At 75.7% G+C, this 19,585-nt stretch carries 21 protein-coding genes and 1 pseudogene; 14 read left to right on the top strand and 8 right to left on the bottom strand.

Going from position 1 to position 19,585, the window contains the following annotated elements:
• Positions 1–262 (bottom strand): TMEM165/GDT1 family protein (locus tag VGB14_02365; GenBank protein HEX9991750.1); only part of this gene is annotated, 262 nt, incomplete at its 3' end.
• 108 nt (positions 263–370) lie between these two features.
• On the opposite strand from VGB14_02365, the gene VGB14_02360 reads away from it, so the two are divergent.
• Genes VGB14_02360 through VGB14_02350 form a run of 3 tightly spaced genes read left to right on the top strand, consistent with a single transcriptional unit; the run spans position 371 to position 3,008 of the window.
• Entirely contained in the window at positions 371–1,618 is a 1,248-nt protein-coding gene (locus VGB14_02360) for a geranylgeranyl reductase family protein (GenBank protein ID HEX9991749.1), read from the top strand.
• Positions 1,603–2,577: a nitronate monooxygenase gene (locus VGB14_02355; protein HEX9991748.1), complete on the top strand. Its 975-nt coding sequence runs from the start codon at positions 1,603–1,605 to the stop codon at positions 2,575–2,577. Before VGB14_02360 ends, VGB14_02355 begins: the two co-directional genes overlap by 16 nt.
• On the top strand, positions 2,574–3,008 hold the full coding sequence (locus VGB14_02350; protein ID HEX9991747.1) for a VOC family protein: 435 nt from the start codon (positions 2,574–2,576) through the stop codon (positions 3,006–3,008). The genes VGB14_02355 and VGB14_02350 overlap by 4 nt, the downstream gene beginning before the upstream one ends.
• Positions 3,009–3,014: 6 nt before the next feature.
• Here the strand turns inward: VGB14_02350 and VGB14_02345 are convergent.
• Positions 3,015–4,010: pseudogene (locus VGB14_02345) on the bottom strand (LLM class F420-dependent oxidoreductase).
• A 101-nt stretch (positions 4,011–4,111) separates the two neighbouring features.
• Here VGB14_02345 and VGB14_02340 point away from each other — a divergent pair.
• Positions 4,112–4,552 (top strand): MarR family transcriptional regulator, encoded by a 441-nt coding sequence (locus VGB14_02340; GenBank protein HEX9991746.1) that lies wholly within the window; start codon positions 4,112–4,114, stop codon positions 4,550–4,552.
• A complete protein-coding gene (locus tag VGB14_02335) occupies positions 4,549–5,820 on the top strand; it encodes an MFS transporter (protein ID HEX9991745.1) in 1,272 nt (423 codons plus the stop codon). The genes VGB14_02340 and VGB14_02335 overlap by 4 nt, the downstream gene beginning before the upstream one ends.
• Here VGB14_02335 and VGB14_02330 read toward each other — a convergent pair.
• Positions 5,817–6,980, bottom strand: coding sequence for an acyl-CoA dehydrogenase family protein (locus tag VGB14_02330; GenBank protein HEX9991744.1), 1,164 nt, complete (start codon positions 6,978–6,980; stop codon positions 5,817–5,819). The genes VGB14_02335 and VGB14_02330 overlap by 4 nt on opposite strands.
• 50 nt (positions 6,981–7,030) lie before the next feature.
• Here VGB14_02330 and VGB14_02325 point away from each other — a divergent pair, with 50 nt between their 5' ends.
• The 3 genes from VGB14_02325 (at position 7,031) to VGB14_02315 (ending at position 10,588) form a co-directional block, all read left to right on the top strand.
• Positions 7,031–7,666 carry a maleylpyruvate isomerase family mycothiol-dependent enzyme gene (locus tag VGB14_02325; GenBank protein ID HEX9991743.1) on the top strand — a complete coding sequence of 212 codons (636 nt, stop codon included), beginning with the start codon at positions 7,031–7,033 and terminating at the stop codon, positions 7,664–7,666.
• A gap of 10 nt (positions 7,667–7,676) precedes the next feature.
• Positions 7,677–9,293: an acyl-CoA synthetase gene (locus VGB14_02320; protein ID HEX9991742.1), complete on the top strand. Its 1,617-nt coding sequence runs from the start codon at positions 7,677–7,679 to the stop codon at positions 9,291–9,293.
• A gap of 170 nt (positions 9,294–9,463) precedes the next feature.
• Positions 9,464–10,588, top strand: coding sequence for a hypothetical protein (locus VGB14_02315; protein ID HEX9991741.1), 1,125 nt, complete (start codon positions 9,464–9,466; stop codon positions 10,586–10,588).
• Positions 10,589–10,717: 129 nt separating this feature from the next.
• On the opposite strand, the gene VGB14_02310 is transcribed toward VGB14_02315, so the two are convergent.
• Positions 10,718–11,293, bottom strand: a complete 576-nt coding sequence (locus VGB14_02310) for a DinB family protein (protein HEX9991740.1) — start codon at positions 11,291–11,293, stop codon at positions 10,718–10,720.
• Positions 11,294–11,313: 20 nt separating this feature from the next.
• A complete protein-coding gene (locus VGB14_02305) occupies positions 11,314–11,700 on the bottom strand; it encodes a hypothetical protein (protein HEX9991739.1) in 387 nt (128 codons plus the stop codon).
• 64 nt (positions 11,701–11,764) lie between these two features.
• On the opposite strand from VGB14_02305, the gene VGB14_02300 reads away from it, so the two are divergent.
• Positions 11,765–12,658 (top strand): SDR family oxidoreductase, encoded by an 894-nt coding sequence (locus VGB14_02300; protein HEX9991738.1) that lies wholly within the window; start codon positions 11,765–11,767, stop codon positions 12,656–12,658.
• 91 nt (positions 12,659–12,749) lie between these two features.
• Entirely contained in the window at positions 12,750–14,249 is a 1,500-nt protein-coding gene (locus VGB14_02295) for a M23 family metallopeptidase (protein HEX9991737.1), read from the top strand.
• A gap of 13 nt (positions 14,250–14,262) precedes the next feature.
• On the opposite strand, the gene VGB14_02290 is transcribed toward VGB14_02295, so the two are convergent.
• Genes VGB14_02290 through VGB14_02280 form a run of 3 tightly spaced genes read right to left on the bottom strand, consistent with a single transcriptional unit; the run spans position 14,263 to position 15,781 of the window.
• Positions 14,263–14,787, bottom strand: coding sequence for a DinB family protein (locus VGB14_02290; protein HEX9991736.1), 525 nt, complete (start codon positions 14,785–14,787; stop codon positions 14,263–14,265).
• Complete coding sequence (locus tag VGB14_02285) at positions 14,784–15,383, bottom strand: TetR/AcrR family transcriptional regulator (GenBank protein HEX9991735.1); 600 nt, start codon at positions 15,381–15,383, stop codon at positions 14,784–14,786. The genes VGB14_02290 and VGB14_02285 overlap by 4 nt, the downstream gene beginning before the upstream one ends.
• An 11-nt stretch (positions 15,384–15,394) precedes the next feature.
• Positions 15,395–15,781, bottom strand: coding sequence for a nuclear transport factor 2 family protein (locus VGB14_02280; GenBank protein HEX9991734.1), 387 nt, complete (start codon positions 15,779–15,781; stop codon positions 15,395–15,397).
• 79 nt (positions 15,782–15,860) lie between these two features.
• Between VGB14_02280 and VGB14_02275 the strand changes: the two genes are divergently transcribed.
• The 4 genes from VGB14_02275 to VGB14_02260 all read left to right on the top strand — a co-directional run.
• Positions 15,861–16,403, top strand: a complete 543-nt coding sequence (locus VGB14_02275; GenBank protein ID HEX9991733.1) for a hypothetical protein — start codon at positions 15,861–15,863, stop codon at positions 16,401–16,403.
• Positions 16,319–17,137 (top strand): alpha/beta hydrolase, encoded by an 819-nt coding sequence (locus tag VGB14_02270; GenBank protein ID HEX9991732.1) that lies wholly within the window; start codon positions 16,319–16,321, stop codon positions 17,135–17,137. The genes VGB14_02275 and VGB14_02270 overlap by 85 nt, the downstream gene beginning before the upstream one ends.
• Positions 17,134–18,621 (top strand): hypothetical protein, encoded by a 1,488-nt coding sequence (locus tag VGB14_02265; GenBank protein ID HEX9991731.1) that lies wholly within the window; start codon positions 17,134–17,136, stop codon positions 18,619–18,621. The genes VGB14_02270 and VGB14_02265 overlap by 4 nt, the downstream gene beginning before the upstream one ends.
• Positions 18,618–19,585: glycosyltransferase family 4 protein (locus VGB14_02260; protein HEX9991730.1), on the top strand; the 968-nt coding region annotated here is incomplete at its 3' end. The genes VGB14_02265 and VGB14_02260, both read left to right, overlap by 4 nt.

Raw genomic sequence — 19,585 nt, 5'->3', positions numbered from 1 at the left:
CGTCCTCGCCCCGCAGGGTCCACAGCGCGAACCCGAGGAAGGCCAGGCCGGCGGCGACGGTCGCCGCCGTCCCCGACAACGCCTCGGCCAGGGCCCGGCCGGCCAGCACGGACAGGAGGTGGACGGCACAGGCGGCGACGGCGATCCCGCCCAGCACGACGACCGCCGAGTGGCGGGCGGCCGCCGCCACCGCCATCAGCTGGCTCTTGTCGCCCAGCTCGGCCACGAACACGACGGCGAGGGTGACGAAGAAGGCGTCCACCGCGCCGCCCCTCAGCCGCCGGGCCCGGCCACGGGCACGACGGCGACGGCGAGCGCTTCGGGGGCGGCGGGGAAGGCGTCCATGGCGGAAGCCCCTAGCCTCGCAGCCGTGAGCCGGATCGCCGACGTGGTCGTCGTCGGCGGCGGCCCGGCCGGCGCGGCGGCGGCCGTCACCCTCGCCCGGGCCGGCCGCCGGGTCGTCGTCGTCGACCGGGCCCGCTTCCCGAGGGAGAAGTGCTGCGGGGACGGCCTCACCACCGGCGCGCTCCGCCACCTCGCCGCCCTCGGGCTCGACCCGGCCGCCGTCCCCACCTGGCAGCCGGTGGACGCTGCCGTCGTCCGCTCGCCGTCGGGCCGCACCGTCGCCTTCCCGCTGCCCCCCGGGCCGGGGCTGTACGCGGCGGTGGCCGAGCGCCGCCACCTCGACGCCGCCCTCCTCGACCTCGCTCGGGACGCCGGCGCCGAGGTGCTGGAGGGGGCGGCGCTGACCGCCGCCCGCCAGGACGCCGACACCGTGGTCGTGGAGGCCGACGGGGTGGGCGAGGTGGTCGCCCGCTACGCGGTCGGCGCCGACGGCATGTGGTCCCCGCTGCGCAAGGCGCTCGGCCTCGCCACCCCCGGCTACCTCGGCGAGTGGCACGCCTTCCGCCAGTACGTCGCCGGCACCGGCCCCGAGGCCCGCCGCCTCTGGGTGTGGTTCGAGCCCGACCTGCTGCCCGGCTACGCCTGGTCGTTCCCGCTCCCCGACGGCCGGGCCAACGTCGGCTTCGGCATCCAGCGGGGCGGCCGGGTCACCGTGCGGGACATGAAGGACCTGTGGCCCGACCTGCTGGCCCGCCCCCACGTGCGGGCCGTGCTGGGCGACGGGGCCCGGCCCGAGGCCACCCACCGGGCCTGGCCCATCCCGGCCAGGGTCGACCGGGCCCTGCTGGCCGGCGGCCGGGCCCTGTTCGCGGGCGACGCCGCTGCGGCAACCGACCCGCTCACCGGCGAGGGCATCGCCCAGGCGCTCCTCACCGGCCGCCTGGCCGCCGAGGCCGTCCTCGCCGGCGGGCCCGACGACCCGGCGGCCGCGACCGCCGCGTACGAGCGCCGGGCCAGGGCCGCGCTCGTCGCCGACCACCGGCTGGCGTCCGCCCTCAGCCGGGCCCTCCGCCACCGGAAGGGGGCGAGGGCCGCCGTCCGGGTGGCCGGCGCCACCCCGTGGACCCGGCGCAACTTCGCCAGGTGGCTGTTCGAGGACTATCCCAGGGCCGTCCTCGCCACCCCCCGCCGGTGGCACCGGGGCATGCTGACCGGGCCGGGCGCGTCGTTCCCGGCGCCGTCTGCGAGGATCGGCGGGTGCGCACCCGACTGACCGACGTCCTCGGCGTCGAGCACCCCGTGATGCTCGCCGGCATGGGCGGCGTCTCCTACAGCCGCCTGGTCACCGCCGTCTCCGAGGCCGGCGGCTTCGGCTGCCTGGGCGCCTCCACGATGGGGCGGGACCAGATGGTGGCCGAGATCGCCGCCGTCCGGGCGGCCACCGACCGGCCCTTCGGCGTCGACCTCCTCACCGCCGCCCCCGGCGACATGGCGGCGAGCGTCCGCAAGGTGATCGAGGGCGGGGCGTCGGTCTTCGTCGCCGGCCTCGGCGTGCCGCGGGACGTGATCGACCTCTGCCACGAGCACGGCCTGCTGGTCGTGAACATGTGCGGCAAGGTCCGCCACGCCGTCGCCGCCGTCGAGGCCGGCTGCGACGTCGTCGTCGCCCAGGGCACCGAGGCCGGCGGCCACACCGGGCAGGTGGCGACGATGGCCCTCGTCCCCCAGGTGGTGGACGCCGTCGGCGACCGGGTGCCGGTGGTGGCCGCCGGCGGGATCGTGGACGGGCGGGGCCTGGCCGCGGCGCTGGCCCTCGGGGCCGACGGCGTGTGGGTCGGCACCCGCTTCATCGCCACCCCGGAGGCGAGGAGCGTGGCCGGCTACAAGGAGACCCTGCTGCGCACGGCCGAGGACGGCACCGTCGTCAGCCGGGCCTACACCGGCAAGACCTGCCGGGTCGTCCGCAACCGGTACACCCAGCACTTCGAGGAGCACCCCGACGAGCTGGCCCCGTTCCCCCAGCAGGTGTTCCGGTCGGCCGAGGACGGCGCCAACCACCTGGGCGGCGACGAGTCGACCCCGGGCGTCGACCCCGAGCGGGAGTTCTTCCCGGCCGGCCAGGGGGTGGGGGCCATCGCCGACCTGGTGCCGGCCGGCGAGCTCGTCCACCGCTTCGTGCGGGAGGCCGAGGCCGTGCTCGACCGCCTCCTCGCCCTCCGGCAGCCGGCGTGACCGTCCCCGGGCGGCTGTCGCTCGTCACCCTCGGCGTCGCCGACCTGCCCCGCTCGGTGGCGTTCTACGAGGCCCTGGGCTGGCGGCAGTGGCCGGTCGAGTCGGACGAGGTCGCCTTCTTCCCGCTCGCCGGGTGCGTGCTCGCCCTCCACCCGAGGGCCATGCTCGCCGCCGACGCGGGGCTGGACGACGCCGGCCCGCCGGCCCGCTTCGGCGGCGTCACGCTGGCGGTCAACGTCGGCTCGCCGGGCGAGGTGGACGCCGCCGTGGCGGCCATGGCCGAGGCCGGCGGCACCGTCCTCGTCCCGCCCGGGCCGACGGAGTGGGGCGGGTACCACGGCTACGTCGCCGACCCCGACGGCCACCCGTGGGAGGTCGCCCACAACCCCGGCTTCAAGATCGACGAGGCCGGCCGGCTGGCCCTCGCCTGACGGCGGTCAGGCCAGCCACTCCTTCACCTGGCCGACCAGGCGGGCGGGATCGGGGCCGACCGGCGTGACGTTCAGGATCGTGACCCCGGCCTCCCGGAACGCGGCGATCCGCTCGCGCACGTAGCCGGCCGGGCCGCACAGCGAGGTCGCCTCGAGGAGGGCGTCGGGGACGCGGGCGGCGGCCTCGTCCTTGTGCCCCTCGAGGTACAGGTCCTGGATCTCCTCGGCCTCCCGCTCGAAGCCGTAGCGGCGGACGAGGTCGTTGTAGAAGTTCCTGCCCTTCGCGCCCATGCCGCCCACGTACAGGGCGAGCAGCGGCCGGGCCAGCTCCCGCACGGCGATGACGTCGTCGCCGTCGCCCACGGCGAGCAGCCCGCCGGCGGCGACCTCGAGCGGCCCGAGCGCCGGGTCCCGCCTCGCCCGGCCCTCGGCCAGGGCGTCGCCCCACACGTCGCCGGCCCGCTCGGGGACGAAGAACAGCGGCATCCAGCCCTCGGCGATCTCGGCCGCCATGGCCACGTTCTTCGGCCCGAGGGCGGCCACGAAGATCGGGATGCGCTCCCGCACCGGGCGGGTGATGAGCTTGAGCGGCTTGCCGAGGCCGGTGCCCCGGTCGGGCGGCAGGGGGATCGTGTAGCAGGGGCCGTCGTGGACGACCCGCTCCCGGCGCCACACCTGCCGGCACACCTCCACGACCTCCCTCGTGCGGGCCAGGGGCCGGTCATAGAGGACGCCGTGCCACCCCTCGATCACCTGCGGCCCGGAGGCGCCGATGCCGAGGACGCAGCGCCCCCCGGAGAGGGCGTCCACCCCGGCCGCCGTCTGGGCCACGAGGGTCGGGGTACGGGAGTAGAGGGGAAGGATGCCGGCACCGATCCCGACCCTGGAGGTCGTGGCCGCGAGGTGGCCCATGAGGCTCGGGGCGTCGAAGCCGTACGCCTCGGCCACCCAGACGAGGTCGAGCCCCGCCTGCTCGAGCTCGGGAACCTGGGCGGCGGCCTCGCGGAAGCCTCGGGCCTAGTCGAGGGGCATGGCGAGCTGCATCCGCCGACGCTAGCCTCACGAGGAATAGTTAGGGAACCTAGATAGTTGGACGAACCGTCATGGAGCAAACGACCGTCGACACGGCCGAGCTGGCCGCCCGCCTGCGCCTCGCCGTCACCCGGCTGGCCCGCCGGCTGCGCCAGCAGGCCGGTTCCGGGCTCACCCCGAGCATGACGGCCGCGCTCGCCTCCGTCGAGCGGGCCGGCTCGCCCACCATCGGCGCGCTCGCCGCCGCCGAGCAGGTGTCCGCCCCCACGATGAGCGTGGTCGTGGGCAAGCTCGAGGAGCAGGGCCTGGTCGCCCGGGAGACCGACGCCGCCGACCGGCGCGTCACCCGGGTGCGGATCACCGCCGAGGGCCGGCGGAGCCTGAACCGGGCGAGGACCCGCAAGAACGCCTACCTGTCCCGTCGCCTGCGGGCCCTCGACCCCGAGGACCTCGCCGTGCTCGAGCGGGCCGCCGAGGTGCTGGAGCGCCTGGCCGCCGAGGACCGGCCGTGACGAAGGTGCGCCTCTGGTCCCACCAGACGTTCCGGTCGTTCGCATCCCGCAACTTCCGCCTGTTCTTCGCCGGCCTCGCCATCTCGATGACGGGCACGTGGGTGCAGCAGGTGGCCCAGGTGTGGCTGGTGCTCGACCTCGGCGGCAACGGCGTGGAGCTCGGCATCACGACCGCCCTCCAGTTCGCCCCCGTCCTGCTGTTCGGGGCCTGGGCCGGGGTGCTCGCCGACCGCTTCGACAAGCGCCGGGTGCTGTTCGTCACCCAGACGGCGGCCCTGCTCTGCGCGCTGGCCCTCGGCCTGCTGACCCTGGCCGGCACGGCCACCCTGACCTGGGTGTGGGTGATCGCGTTCGCCCTCGGCTGCGTGACGGCCGCCGACAACCCGGCCAGGCGGGCCTTCGTCACCGACCTCGTCCCCACCGACGACGTGCCCAACGCCGTCGGCCTCAACAGCGCGGTGATCACCGCCTCGCGCATCGTCGGGCCGGCCATCGCCGGCGTGCTGATCGCCGGGGCCGGCGTCGGCTGGTGCTTCCTGCTGAACTCGGCCTCGTTCGTCGCCGTGCTCGCCGCCCTGGCCGCCATGCGGCCCTCGGAGTTCCGCACCGCCCCGCCCGTGCCCAGGGAGAAGGGCCAGGTCAGGGCCGGGCTCCGCTACGTCTGGTCGACGCCGAGCCTCCGCCTGCCGCTGCTGCTGACCGCGGTGATCGGGACGATCGCCTTCAACTACCCGGTCGTCCTGCCGCTGCTGGCCAAGGAGACGTTCTCGGGCGACGCCGGCACCTACACGCTGCTGTTCTCGCTGATGAGCGTGGGCTCCCTCGTCGGGGCCCTGGCCGCCGCCTCCCGGTCCCGCCGGGGCCCCCGGTTCATGGTCGGCGCGGCCGCCGCCTTCGGCATCACGACCGTGGTCGCCTCGGCCGCCCCGACCCTGCCCCTCGCCGTCGCCGCCCTCGTCCCCGTCGGGCTCACCGGCATCGCGTTCATGTCGAGCGCCACCGCCGAGCTCCAGCTGAACGCCGACCCCAGCATGCGGGGCCGGGTGCTCGCCCTCCATGCCGTCGTGTTCCTCGGCAGCACCCCGCTCGGCGGGCCGCTCGTCGGGTGGATCACCGAGGCCTACGGCCCCAGGGTCGGCCTGGCGATCGGCGGCGTGGCCGCCGTGCTCGCCGTCCTCGTCGCCGTCCGGGCCCGCCGGGCCCACCCGATCTCCGACCTCGCCGACAGCTGGCACGCCCGCCGGGACCTGCACCGCCTGGCCGCCTAGTCCGCTCGCCCCCTCGCCCGGCGGGCTTCGGACCAGGGGACGCCGGCCTCGGGGTCGGCGTCCCTCGGGAGGCCGAGGGCCCGCTCGGCGATCACGTTGCGCTGCACCTCGCCGGTGCCGCCGCCGATCGTGAGGGCCGGGGCGAACAGGAACCCGTGGTGCCACGGGCCGGGGTCGGCGCCGTGGTCGGCCAGCATGCCGGCCGCCCCGGCCAGGTCCTTGGCCAGCCCCATCAGGTGCTGGCCGTGCTCGTCGGCGAGCACCTTGCGCACCGACGCCTCCGGCCCCGGCTGCTCGCCTCGCACGCGGGCGGCGAGGGTCCGCTGGCGGACCAGGTCGAGCACCTCCGCCTCCCCGGCCAGCCCGGCCAGGCGCTGGCGCAGCACCGGGTCCGCCACCGGGCCGGACCGCCGCACCTCGGCGAGCAGGTCGTCGGCCGACGGGCCCGCCCCCCAGAGCGCGCCGCCGGTCGACAGCGACACCCGCTCGTTGGCCAGGGTGACCTTGGCGAGCGCCCACCCCTGGTGCTCCTCACCGACGAGGGACCCGGCCGGCAGCCGGACCCCGTCCAGGGTCACCTCGTTGAACGTGTGCTCGCCGGTCATCTCGACGAGGGGCCGGATCTCCACCCCCGGCGACCGCATCGGGCAGACGAAGTAGGAGATGCCCCGGTGCTTGGGTGCGTCCGGGTCGGTGCGGGCCAGCAGGATCCCGAACGTCGCCAGGTGGGCGAGCGAGGTCCACACCTTGCGGCCGGTGACCACCCACTCGTCGCCGTCTCGCACCGCCCTCGTCGACAGGCCGGCGAGGTCGGAGCCGGCGTCGGGCTCGCTGAACAGCTGGCACCAGATCTCCTCGCCGGCGAGCAGCGGCGGCAGCCAGCGGCGCTGCTGCTCCTCGGTGCCGGCGGCGAGCAGGGTCGGCCCGGCCCAGCCGACCCCGATGGGGTTGACCGGCCGGCGCACGCCCGCCCGGCGCAGCTCGTCGTCGATCACCAGCTGGTGGACCGGGTCGGCACCGAGGCCGTAGGGGGGCGGCCAGTGGGGGGCGACGTAGCCGGCCTCGGCCAGCTCCCGGCCGGTGGGACGGGGGTGCTCGGCCAGCCAGGCCCGCACCGCGAGGCGGCGGGGGTCGTCCTCGGGCGGCAGGTCGAGGGGCACCGCGGCACGGTAGGTGATCCGCCGGCCGGCCGGGCGACGAAGGTGCGGTCGTGGGCACCGACTACGACCGGCACCGCCTCGACGAGATGGCGGCCATCAGCGACCTCCTCGACGAGCTCCCCGACGAGGCCTTCGACCACCCGAGCCTGTGCGACGGGTGGCGGGTGAGGGACGTGATCTCCCACATGTGCGTGGGCTACACGACGCCGTTCCCGTCGATGCTCGCCACCCTCGCCCGCTACCGCATGGACGTGACCAGGGCGTCCCGGCACGAGTCGATCGCCTACGGGTCGGCCCACTCCCCCGACGAGCTGCGCCGCACCTACCGGTCGATCCACACCGGCCGGGTGAAGAGGGGCATCAGCAGGGTCATCCCCGACCGGGAGGGCCTCGTGGACCACGTCGTCCACCACTCCGACATCAGCCGGCCCCTCGGCATCGCCAACGAGGTGCCCGAGGAGCGCCTCGTCGCCGCCCTCGAGGCCGCGCCCGGCATCGGCGGGCTCCTGAAGGCCAGGCAGCGGGCCGCCGGGAAGCGGTGGGTGGCGACCGACGTCGACTGGCGGTGGGGCGACGGGCCCGAGGTGCGGGGCCGGGGCGAGGCCGTCCTGCTCGCCCTCGGCGGCCGCCCGGCGGCCCTCGACGAGCTGGACGGCGAGGGCGCCGCGCTCCTGCGCCAGGGGTAGCGTCCCGGCCATGCCGGGCTGGAACTTCGCCGACGTGTGGGAGGCCGTGGCCGACCGCCTCCCCGACGCCCCCGCCGCCGTCCACGGCGGGCGCCGCACGGCGTGGGCCGAGCTCGACCGCAGGGCGGACGGGGTGGCCGCCGCGCTGCTCGCCGCCGGCGTCGCCCGCCAGGACAAGGTCGCCCAGTACCTCCACAACCGCCCCGAGTACCTCGAGTCGGTCTACGCCTGCTACAAGGCCGGCCTGGCCCCGGTCAACACCAACTACCGGTACGCCGACGACGAGCTCGCCTACCTGTGGGACAACGCCGACGCCGTCGCCGTCGTCTTCCAGGGCACCTTCGCCGAGCGGGCCGACCGGGTCAGGCCCCGCGTCCCCGGCGTGCGCACGTGGCTGTGGGTCGACGACGGCACCGCTCCGTGCCCGGACTGGGCCGTCCCCTACGAGGCCGCCGCCACCAGCCCGCCCCCCGGCCGGGTGGTGCCCCCGTGGGGCCGCAGCGGCGACGACCTCTACCTCCTCTACACGGGCGGCACCACCGGCATGCCGAAGGGCGTCATGTGGCGCCAGCACGACCTGTTCCTGCTCCTCAACGCGGCCGCCTTCGTCCGCTACCCCGAGGACGCCGGCCCCGAGGTCGTCGCCACCACGATCGCCGGGCCCGGCCCCGTGCACCTGCCGGCCTGCCCGCTCATGCACGGCACCGGCGCCCTCACCTCGTTCTCGGCGTTCGACTCCGGCGGCTGCGTCGTCACCCTGCCGTCCACGTCGTTCGACGTCGTCGAGCTGCTCGACACGATCGAGCGGGAGCGGGTGAACACGCTCGCCATCGTGGGCGACGCCTTCGCCAAGCCCATGCTCCGGGCCCTCGACGAGCACCCGGGCCGCTGGGACCTGTCGAGCCTGCGGGTGATCGGCTCGTCCGGGGTGATGTGGAGCGAGGAGACCAAGCAGGGCCTGCTCCGCCACCACCCGGGGCTGATCCTCGCCGACGCCTTCGCCTCCTCGGAGGCCCTCGGCATGGGCACGTCGGTGTCCACCGCCGGGGGCACGACGCGGACGGCGAAGTTCGTCCTCGGCGAGAACACGAGGGTGGTGACCGACGACGGCCGGGACGTCGTGCCCGGGTCGGGCGACGTCGGCCGGGTCGCCGTCCGGGGCCGGACGCCGGTCGGCTACTACAAGGACCCGGCGAAGACGGCGGCGACGTTCCTCGAGATCGACGGGGAGCGCTACTCGGTGCCCGGCGACTACGCCACCGTGGACGCCGACGGCACCCTGCGGCTGCTCGGCCGGGGGTCGGTGTGCATCAACACCGGCGGGGAGAAGGTCTTCCCCGAGGAGGTCGAGGAGGCCCTGAAGACCCACCCGGCGGTGCGGGACGCCGTCGCCGTCGGCGTGCCCGACGAGCGCTTCGGCGAGGCCATCACCGCGGTCGTCGAGCCCGCCCCCGGCGCCGCGCTGGACGAGGCCGACGTGATCGCCCACGTGAAGGCCAGGCTGGCGTCCTACAAGGCCCCGCGGCGGGTGATCGCCGTCGACGCCATCGGCCGGGCGCCCAACGGGAAGGTCGACTACCGGCGCCTCCGGCGGCTGGCCGAGGAGCGGGTCGGCGCCACCCCGTAGGGGCGCCCGCGAGGGGTCGGAACCGCCGTCGCGGGCCGCTATCTTCTCCGCCCGAGGGCCTGCAAGCTGCTCGCAGGCCAGGAGGGCAGTGAAGTGATCGTCGTACGTTTGGCGCCAGCGCCGCTCGTCGACGAGACGGGTGGCGGCGCTGGGGGCCTCCGTTGGACGCCATGACCGCGCCCATGGACGTGGTGCTGACGACCGTCGGCACGGCGGAGGTCCTCGACCACTACGGGGACCTCCTCGCCGACGAGCGCGTGCGCGAGCACGTGCGGCTCGTCGTCATCCCCGACCGTCGCACGCCCTGGGACCTGTTCCGCCGGGTCGGCGAGCTCCAGGACCGGGGCGTGGACGTGGTGTGCCCGACGGTGAGGGAGCAGGAGGACCTGCTCACCGAGCTGGGGGCGCGCTGGTTCGTCCCCGCCGACTCGGACAACCGCCGCAACATCGGGTTCCTGATCGCCTGGCGCGACGGCCGCGAGGTCGTCGTGTCGGTCGACGACGACAACTATCCGATCGACGCGGACTTCTTCTCGACCCACTCGATCGTCGCCGCGCCCAAGGTGGCCGGTGACCTCGTCTCGTCGCCGTCGGGGTGGTTCAACCCCTTCGACCTGCTCGACTGCGAGCCGGTGCCGGTGTGGCCCCGCGGGTTCCCCTACCGCTCCCGCCGGGCCGTCACCGTGGCGACGACGAAGGGCGAGGCGCCGGTGGCGATCAACGCCGGGCTGTGGCTCGGCGAGCCGGACGTGGACGCCGCCACCCGGCTCACCGTGCGGCCGCAGACGACCACGCCGGCCAGGGGCCCGCTGCTCCTGGCCCCCGACACGTGGTGCCCGGTCAACGTCCAGAACACCGCCGTGCGCCGCGAGGTGCTCCCCGCGTGGTGGACGGTGCGGATGGGCTACCGGGACGGCGGGCTCGCCATCGACCGCTACGGCGACGTGATCGCCGGGCTGTTCGCCCAGGCCTGCGCCAAGCACCTGGGCCACACCGTGCGGGTCGGCGACCCCTACGCCCGCCACCTGCGGGAGTCCTACGCCACCCTGGACGACCTCGCCGCCGAGCTGCCGGCCGCCCTCCTGCTGGAGGACCTGGCCGGCTGGCTGGTGGGCGCCAAGCTCGACGGGCGGGACTACGCGGCCGCCTACGGGTGCCTGAGCCACCTCATGGAGGACCAGGTCGAGCGCATGCGGGGCACCGTCTGGACCGACACGGCGCGGGGCTTCTTCCACCAGGTGGCCCACCGGATGCGGGCCTGGCTCCAGCTCCTCGAGCGGGCCGCCGGGTCCTGACGGGGCCGCGCCCCCCGGGCGCCGGAGCGACCGGCCGGCGCCCGGCCTCGGCGCGCCCGCCGCCGGCCCGCCGGCCACCCGCTGCCCGCCGGCCGCCCGGCCCTGGCGCGCCCGCCGCCGGCCCGCCGGCTACGCCTCCCCCGGCGGCCGCCAGGGCTGGAGCCACGGCGTCGCCGGCCACCCCTCGGCCGCGGCCATGAGCGGGAAGGCGGTGGCGCCGTCGATCGACTCCCTCACGATGTCGGCGTGGCCGGCGTGGCGGGCGGTCTCCTGGATCAGGTGGAGCAGCACCCACCGGACCGACCACGCCTCCACGTCGGCCGGGAACCACGGCACGCCCCTCGGGACCGGCACCGGGTGGCCGAGGTCGGGGATCGACGCCACGACCGCGTCGGTCTCGGCCGCAGCCGCCTCGTGGTCGGCCAGCACGGCCGCCAGCGTCTCGTCCGGCCCCATCCGGAAGCCGGCCTCGTAGTCGCCGTCCGGCGCCCTGGCCTCCTGGCGCACCGTCCGCATCCACGACCGCTCCACCGACGCGCAGTGCTTGACCAGCCCGCCCACGCTCAGCGGGCTGGCGGTCGGCGTGGCCCGCGCCTGGTCGTCGGTGAGCCCGTGCGCGGCGATCCGGAGCACGTGGCGCTGCTGGGCGAGGAACGAGAGGAGCCCGTCGCGCTCGTCGGCGACGGGGCGGACGTTGCCGGGCATGCCCGCATCCTCGCGCCCGCCTACGGCCCGACGGCGAACGACCTCGCCGCCCACCCGGACAGCTGGGCGAGGCGGGGGTGGGCGCAGTGGTCGACCGACGTGGCCCGCACCCGGAACCGGTAGGTGCCCTGGCGGCGGTACTCGTGGGGCAGGCGCAGGCCGACGGCCTCGCCGACCGGGCCGCAGGCCGTCGTCACCCAGAGCGTCGACCCGTCGCCCCAGTCCACCTCGAACGACACCACCGACCCGTCCCGGTCGACGGCCCCGACCGGCACCTGCCACACCCGCCCGCCGTCGTCGCCGGGCACCGGCCCGTGCAGGTCGCCGGCCCGCACCGACGGCCGGGGCGAGCCGCTCCCGGCGGCGAGGAGCAGGGCGAGGAGGGCGGCGGCAGCGGCGGTGGGCACGGCCCTTCCGACGACGGCGCCGGCCCGGCGGTTCCCCGAGGGGCCGCCGCTAGGGTGGCCCGCCATGGCCGACCTCGGGTTCGACGGCAAGGTGGCGATCATCACGGGCGCCGGGGGCGGGCTGGGACGGGAGCACGCGCTGCTGCTCGCGTCCAGGGGAGCGCAGATCGTCGTGAACGACCTCGGCGGATCGGTGACCGGCGAGGGCGCCTCCGAGGGCCCCGCCGCCACGGTCGCCCAGGAGATCGAGGACCAGGGCGGCGTGGCCGTCCCCGACACCAACAGCGTCGCCACGCCCGAGGGCGGGGCCGCGGTCGTCCAGACCGCGCTCGACGCGTTCGGGCGGGTCGACATCGTGATCAACAACGCCGGCATCCTGCGGGACAAGGCGTTCCACAACATGGAGCCCGGCCTCGTCGACGCCGTGTTCGACGTCCACCTGAAGGGCGCCTTCAACGTCACCCGCCCGGCGTGGGTCAAGATGCGCGAGCAGGGCTACGGCCGGGTGCTCACCACCTCGTCGCCGGCCGGCCTGTTCGGCAACTTCGGCCAGGCCAACTACGGTGCCGCCAAGATGGGCCTCGTCGGGCTGACGCGCGTGCTCGCCGTCGAGGGCGCCCGGTACGGCATCAAGGTCAACGCCATCGCGCCGGTGGCGAGGACCAGGATGACCGAGGACCTCCTCGGCCCGGTGGCGGACAAGCTGGAGCCCCGGCTGGTGTCGCCGGTGGCGGCGTGGCTGGTCCACGAGGACTGCCCGGTCACCGGCGAGGTGTACTCGGTCGGCGGCGGCCGGGTCGCCCGGGTGTTCGTGGGCGTCACCGAGGGGTGGTTCTCGCCCGGCCTCACGCTCGAGGACGTGCGCGACCACTTCGAGGAGATCAGGGACGAGACCGCCTACACGGTCCCGGCCAACATCGGTGAGGAGATGCTGCTCACCCTCGAGCGCCTCGGCTGAAGCCAGGCGCGCTGGGCCGCACGGCCCATCCTCGACGTCAGCGGGCGGTCCCCACTCAAGAACCCCGGCGCGGGGTTCGACAGGAGAGACCATGCGACGTGTTCCGGCTGCACTGCTGCTCGTGCTCGCCCTGGCGGCGACCACGGCGCCGGCCGCCGCCGGCCAGGACCGGGCGGCGGTGCGCGACGGCGCCGGCGCCGCCCGCGCCTCGGCGGCCATGGAAGGGACGGGGGAGGGCGTGGTCGACGGGCTGCCGTCCGGGCGCTCGGGCGCCGGCACGGCCGAGGCCGGCGACGTGGACGACCCCCTCTACAACCACGAGATCACGTTCCCGGTGGAGGGCGACCGCTTCTACGTCGACTCGTTCGGGGCCTGCCGCGACGGGTGCTCGAGGACCCACCAGGGCATCGACGTCATGGCCGACAAGATGCAGCGCATCCTCGCCGCCCAGTCGGGCGTGGTGACGGCCATCCAGCACGAGGCCGACGGCAACTACGTGTTCGTCACCGGCGACGACGGCTGGCAGTACTGGTACATCCACGTCAACAACGACACGCCCGGCACCGACGACGGCGCCAACCTGTGGGAGTACGCGTTCGCCCCGGGGGTCGAGGAGGGCGCACGGGTCGAGCGGGGCCAGTTCATCGCCTACGTGGGCGACAGCGGCAACGCCGAGTACACCGCCTCCCACCTCCACTTCGAGCTGCACTACCCGGACGGCACCTGGGGCGGCCACGTCGTCAACCCGTACTACTCGCTGATGCTGGCCGAGGGCCGGCCCGTGGCGGGGCTGTGCGGGTTCAACCACACGAGGGTGCCGCCGCCGGCCGCCTCCCCGACGTCCGCCGGCGGCTACTGGATGCTCGACAACCAGGGCGGCGTGCTCTCCTACGGCGGCGCCGGCTGGCAGGGCGGGCTCGACGGCGCCACCACCGTCAGCGGGATCGCCTCGACCCTGGACGGCCGCGGCTACTGGGTGGTCGACCGGGGCGGCGCGGTGACCCCGCTCGGCACGGCCCGCTCCTTCGGCGACGCCCGCAGCGTGCGCCACGCCGCCATCGTCAACATCACGAGGTCGAGGACCGGCAACGGCTACTACCTGCTCGCCAGCGACGGGCGGGTGTTCCGGTACGGCGACGCCCCGCCGGTCGGCTGGCCGGAAGGAGCGAGGACCACGTTCGTCGGCATGAACCGCACGGCGACCGGCGACGGCTACTGGGTGCTCGACAGCCGGGGCCGGGTGTTCGCCTACGGCAACGCCAGGGACTTCGGCGACCTGCCGGCGGGCTCGGGCACGGCCGTCGGCCTGGCCGGCACGGCCACCAACAACGGGTACTGGGTGCTGACGAGCGACGGGCGGGTCCACACCTTCGGCGACGCCGTCGACCTGGGCGACCCCGTGGACCTCGGCGTGTGCGTCGACTCGGCGGCCGTCCGCATCCGGCGCACGGCGTCGGGGCGGGGCTACTGGGTGGCGATGAGCGACGGGGACATCCACCAGTTCGGCGACGCCTTCGACTTCGGCGACCCCAACGACCCGGCCTGGTGGCACTTCCCGATCGTCGACATGGCCCTCCAGCCCTACCGGTAGGCGGGGCGCCGGGTCAGCGGTGGCGCCAGAGGTCGCGCAGGAGCGCGACCTCGGCGCCGTGGTGCACGACCTCGTCGTAGGCGTGGAGGACCAGGGAGGCGTGGCTCTCCTCGGCGAACGGGCCGAACGCCGGGCCGATCGGGCGGGCCCACCCCTCCTCGTCGAGCGACCCGAAGGCGCCGCGGAAGGCGGCCCAGGCGGCGTCCAGCCCGGCCAGCGCCTCGGCCGCCGTGCCCACCCACTCGAGCTCGCCGAACGCCGTCCCCCGCGTGCCGAAGGCCCGCTCGGTGTAGGAGTCGAGGCAGGCGACGGCGATGTGCCCGGTGCGCCAGGCGATCGTCGTGACCGGCGGCGGGTCGGGCTCGGGCCGCTCGACGTCGGCGACGAAGCGGCCGTCGCCCGCCGGCCGGACCGACCAGCAGCCGGCGACCGGCTCCCACAGGTACTCGTCGTCGCCCATCCCGTCCATGCGGCCGCGGACGCTCTCCCACGAGAAGTCGAAGCCGGCGAGGAGCAGCGCCCGGACGTCGACGGTCATGCCAGCAGGGCGAGCACCGACCGCTCCAGCACGGACCTGGCCACGTCCGGCGGGCGGCCCATGATGCTGCGGAGCGTGTCCCAGCTGCTCCACGAGAGGGTGGCGTCCAGGGCGTCGAGGAGCTGGGCGGCGTCGGGCTCCTCCCGCCGCGAGAGCTCCGGCGCGAACGTGCGGGCCACCTCGCCCCGCAGGAAGTCCTGGGCCATCCGCAGCCGGGTGGTGAGGACCATCGAGGTCGGCGCGTGGACGTTGGCCGCCCGCCGCATCGGCGTCACCACCTCGAACAGGCGGGCCCGCTCGGACACGAAGTCGCCGACCCGCCGCTCGAGCGGGGCGTCGGGGTCGATGCGGGAGACCTCGCGGGACGTGCGGGAGAAGAAGCGGTCGGCGACCGCGGTGAACAGCTGCTCCAGGTCCTCGAAGTGGAGGAACACCGAGCGGACGGACACGCCGGCCCGGTCGGCGATGCGCGGCGCGGTGGGGCGAAGGTCGCCCTCGAGCAGGAGCTCGGTGCAGGCGGTGACGATCGCGTCCTTGGTGCGGTGCGCGCGCGCCACCCGTCCGTCGACCGGTGCGTCGGCATCGCGGCCGTTCATCCTGTTGCAGCCTACGGCCCGGAGAGCTCGGTCGCGGCGAGGGCCACGGGGCTCCCCTGGTGCACCACCATGCGCCACCGCCCGCTCCGCTCGGCGCGCGCGAACAGGTTGAGGGCGGCGACCGTCCCGCCGCCCTGGTCGCCGAGTAGGTTCTCGTCGAGGGTCACCCAGGCGACGTCGCCGGTGACGTTGGCGACGACGTCGGTGAGGATGAACTGCAGGGCGGCCGCCGACCGGAAGAGCACGAGGAACGACCCGGACACCGCGCCCCAGCCCCGGAGGGTGGACCACCCGGGGTGGGTGCAGGTGATGCGGTCGGAGTGCTCCCACACGTCCGACATGGCGTCGAGGTCCCTGCCCTCGAACGCCTCGTAGAAGGCGGAGTTGGCGTCGAGCACGGCGGCGAGGTCGTCGGCGGAGATGGCGGGAGCCTACCGACGCGCTCAACACCGCCTGGCGGCACGCCGATGTACGGGTGTGGTCGCCACCCGCCCGGTGTCCCTCGACGTGGTCGACGGCATCCTCGCCGGGCTGCCGGGCACCTACGTCGCCGTCGCCGTGGGCGCCGAGCGCCTGGTGGCCGGCCCGACCGGGCTGTTCCTGCTGGCCCCGCCGGCGGCCGACGGCCTGGCCGCCACCGCGGCCCGCCTGGCCCGCCGGGCGGCCGAGGCGCGCGTCGCCCTGGCCAGGGAGCTCGCCTGGGTGCCGTTCGTCGACGCGCTGGTCGTGGCCGACGACGACGCCGCGCCCGGCCCGGCCACCGTCGTCCCTTCCGCCCTCCTCGGCCGGGTGCTGACCGAGGGCTCCCCCATCCTCGACGCCCCGACCGTCGAGCGGGTGGGCGAGGCGGCGGCCGCCCTCTGGGCCAGGATGGACGGGTGCAGCCGACCAGGACCGCCCGATCGAGCGACGGCGTCGTCGTCGCCGTCCACGACCTGGGCGGTGCCGGCCGGCCGGTCCTCCTCGCCCACGCCACCGGCTTCCACGGCCGCGTCTGGGCACCGCTCGCCCGCCGGCTGAGCGACCGCGCCGCCTGCTGGTCCCTCGACTTCCGGGGCCACGGCGACACGCCGCCCCCGCCGGCGCTCGACTTCCGATGGGAGGGGTTCGCCGACGACGTGCTCGCCGTGGTCGACGAGGTCGGGCTGGCCGGGGCCGTCGGCGTCGGGCACTCGAAGGGCGGCGCCGCGCTGGTGATGGCCGAGGCCCGCCGGCCGGGGACCTTCGCCGGGCTGTGGCTGTTCGAGCCGATCGTGTTCCCGCCGGCGCGCTACGACCCGGCCGACGACGGCGGCGAGCACCCGCTGGCCGAGGGCGCCCTCCGGCGGCGGCCGTCGTTCCCGTCCTTCGAGGAGGCGCTCGCCAACTTCCGGGGCAAGGAGGCCATGGCCGCCTTCGACGACGAGGCCCTGGCCGCCTACGTCGAGCACGGGTTCGCGCCAGGCGACGACGGCGAGGTCCACCTCAAGTGCCGGGGCGAGTGGGAGGCCCAGGTCTACCGGATGGGCGGGCGCCACGGCGGGTGGGACGCGGTGCCGGCCGTGCGCTGCCCTGCGGTGGTGGCGGCGAGCGGCGACGGCGGCCCGCCGGCCCTCGTCGCCCCGGCCGTGGCCGACCGCCTCCCGGCCGGGCGGCTGGAGCGCTTCGACGGCCTCGGGCACTTCGGCCCGCTCGAGGACCCGGCGCTCGTGGCCGACCGGGTCCGCGCGTTCCTCGACGAGGTCGACCGCCCGCTATCCTCTGAGGCGATTTGAGCGCCATCACCCTCACCCCCGGCGAGGGGTGGACCGGTCGGCTCATCGCCCGTCACTTCGGATGGCTCGTCGCCGCCGCCGTGCTCGCGATCGGGCTCCTCCTCGGCTACGCCATCGCCTCGCCCGCACTGGCCCGCATCGTGCTCGGCGTGGCGGTCAGCGGGCTGCTCGTCGCCTGGGTGTTCATCGACCGGGACAAGGCCATCCCGGCCGTCGTCGTCTACCTGGTGCTGCTCGGGGCGCTGCGGCGCTGGCTGTCCTTCGAGCTCGGCTCGCTCAGCAACGCCGACCCGCTGCTCGCCGTCGGCCCCCTCGTCACCGCCGCCCTGTTCCTGGTGGCGGCGCGGCGGGGCGCCTTCCGCGAGCGCAACAAGCTGACCTCGGTCGTCCTCCTCATCACCGTGCTCGGCGTGGTCGGCTCGGTGAACCCGCTCCAGGGCAGCCTCGCCGCCGCCCTGCCAGGGATGGTGATCTTCCTCGTCCCGATCCTGTGGTTCTGGATCGGCCGCACCCTGGTCGACGACCGCAAGCTGGCCCAGGTCTACGCCATCGTCGGCGGCCTGGCCGTCCTCGCCGCCGTCTACGGCATCGCCCAGAGCGTCGGGTTCTTCTTCTCCTTCGACCAGTTCTGGGTCGACGCCGTCCAGGACACCTACGTGTCGATCAAGGTCGGCCGGGGGGTGGTCAGGGGGTTCGGCTTCGCCTCGTCGGCGGCCGAGTACGGCAAGCTCCTCGGCCTCGCCGTCGCCATCTACGGCGCCCGCTTCCTCACCCGGCGCAACGGCAGCCGCCTCGTCTACCCCGCCCTCGGCCTCGTCCTCGGCGTCGCCCTGCTCCTTTCGGCCCTGCGGACGACGACGGTGCTGACCGTCGTCGCCTGCGGCGCCCTCTACGGGGCGCAGAAGGGCGCGTCGATCACCCGGGTGCTGTGCCTCGGGGTGGCCGGCGTGATCGTGCTCGTCCTCGGGCTCAGCCTGCTCGGCCCCCGCTTCGGCGAGGACAACGTCGGCGTGCTGGTCGAGCGCCAGGTGAGCGGCCTGTCCGACCCGCTCAACCCGGGCGAGTCGACCCTCGGCCAGCACGGCAACCTCGTCGTGCGGGCCGTCCAGGGCGCCATCACGACCCCGACCGGCCAGGGGACGGCCACGATCACGATCGCCGGCAAGAAGTTCGGCGAGAGCCAGGCCGGCGACATGGACGCGGCCGACGCCGCCATCGCCTTCGGCGTCGTCGGCATCTACGCCTACGTGATGCTGTGCTGGCGGCTCGGGCTGCGGGCCTACACCGTCGCCGTCAGGCGCCGGGACTGGCTGGCCCTCGCCGCCCTCGGCGTCGGGATCGTCAGCAGCCTCCAGTGGCTGAACGGCGGGCTGTACACGATCGGGCCGCTCGCCTGGATGACGTTCGGCTGGCTCGACCGCAGGGCGAACGCCGACGTCGCCGCCGGCGACCTGGAGCCGCAGGCCGCCGTCGCCGCCACGTGAGCGGTCCCCGGCCGCTGCTGCTGGGCCTCGACTGGTCGACGACCTACGGCGGCGGCCTCAACCGCTACCTCCGCGAGCTGGGCACGGCCCTCGCCGCCGACGGCGGGGCGCCGCCGCTCGCCGTCGTCGTCGGGCCGGCCGACGGCGCGCCGCCCTGGGTCCGCTCGACCAGCACGCTCGCCGTCCCCATCCCGGCCCGGCTGCGGGCCCTCGGGCGGGTGGCGGCCGAGGCGGCGCGGGAGGCCGACGTCGTCGACGTGCACTTCGCGCTGAACGGCACGGTGGCCCTCGCCGCGCCGGCCCTCCGCCGGCTGCCGATGGTCGTCCACTTCCAGGGGCCGTGGGCCGACGAGAGCGCCGAGATGGGCGAGCGGCGGCGCAGCGTGATCGCCGGGAAGCGGGCCGTCGAGCGGGCCGTGTACCACCGGGCCGCCGCGCTCGTCGTGCTGTCCAGGGCCTTCGCCGACATCCTCGTCGACCGCTACGGCGTGCCCCGCCGGCGCATCCGGGTGCTCGCCCCCGGCGTCGACCTCGCCCGCTTCTCGCCCGGCGACCGGGCCGCGGCGCGGGCCCGCCTGAGCGTGCCCGACGGCGCCTGGACGGCGGTCGTCGTCCGCCGGCTCGTGCCCCGCATGGGGATCGACGTGCTCCTCGACGCCTGGGCGGCGCTCGACGACCCCGACCGGCTCCTGCTCGTCGTCGGCGGCGGCGTGGCCAGGGACGACCTGGAGCGCCGGGCGGCCGACCTCGGCCTCGGCGACCGGGTCCGCTTCCTCGGCCAGGTGCCCGACGAGGACCTGGTGGCCGCCTACCGGGCCGCCGACGTGTCCGTCGTGCCCTCGCTCGCGCTCGAGGGGTTCGGGCTGGTCGTGCTGGAGGCGCTGGCCTGCGGCACGCCGGTGGTGACGACCGACGCCGGCGGGCTGGGCGAGGCCGTCGAGGGACTCGACCCCGGCCTGATCGT

Source organism: Acidimicrobiales bacterium, assembly GCA_036399815.1.
Lineage (GTDB): Bacteria > Actinomycetota > Acidimicrobiia > Acidimicrobiales > DASWMK01 > DASWMK01.
The sequence above is the reverse complement of the archived record's forward strand: the minus strand, read 5'-3'. Positions and strand labels throughout refer to the sequence as shown.

Coding starts and splice junctions, on each gene's coding strand:
- VGB14_02320 (HEX9991742.1), top strand. CDS start 7,677: ATGCCGGGCTGGAACTTCGCCGACGTGTGGGAGGCCGTGGCCGACCGC.
- VGB14_02340 (HEX9991746.1), top strand. CDS start 4,112: ATGGAGCAAACGACCGTCGACACGGCCGAGCTGGCCGCCCGCCTGCGC.
- VGB14_02295 (HEX9991737.1), top strand. CDS start 12,750: ATGCGACGTGTTCCGGCTGCACTGCTGCTCGTGCTCGCCCTGGCGGCG.
- VGB14_02310 (HEX9991740.1), bottom strand. CDS start 11,293: ATGCCCGGCAACGTCCGCCCCGTCGCCGACGAGCGCGACGGGCTCCTC.
- VGB14_02315 (HEX9991741.1), top strand. CDS start 9,464: ATGACCGCGCCCATGGACGTGGTGCTGACGACCGTCGGCACGGCGGAG.
- VGB14_02300 (HEX9991738.1), top strand. CDS start 11,765: ATGGCCGACCTCGGGTTCGACGGCAAGGTGGCGATCATCACGGGCGCC.
- VGB14_02285 (HEX9991735.1), bottom strand. CDS start 15,383: ATGAACGGCCGCGATGCCGACGCACCGGTCGACGGACGGGTGGCGCGC.
- VGB14_02290 (HEX9991736.1), bottom strand. CDS start 14,787: ATGACCGTCGACGTCCGGGCGCTGCTCCTCGCCGGCTTCGACTTCTCG.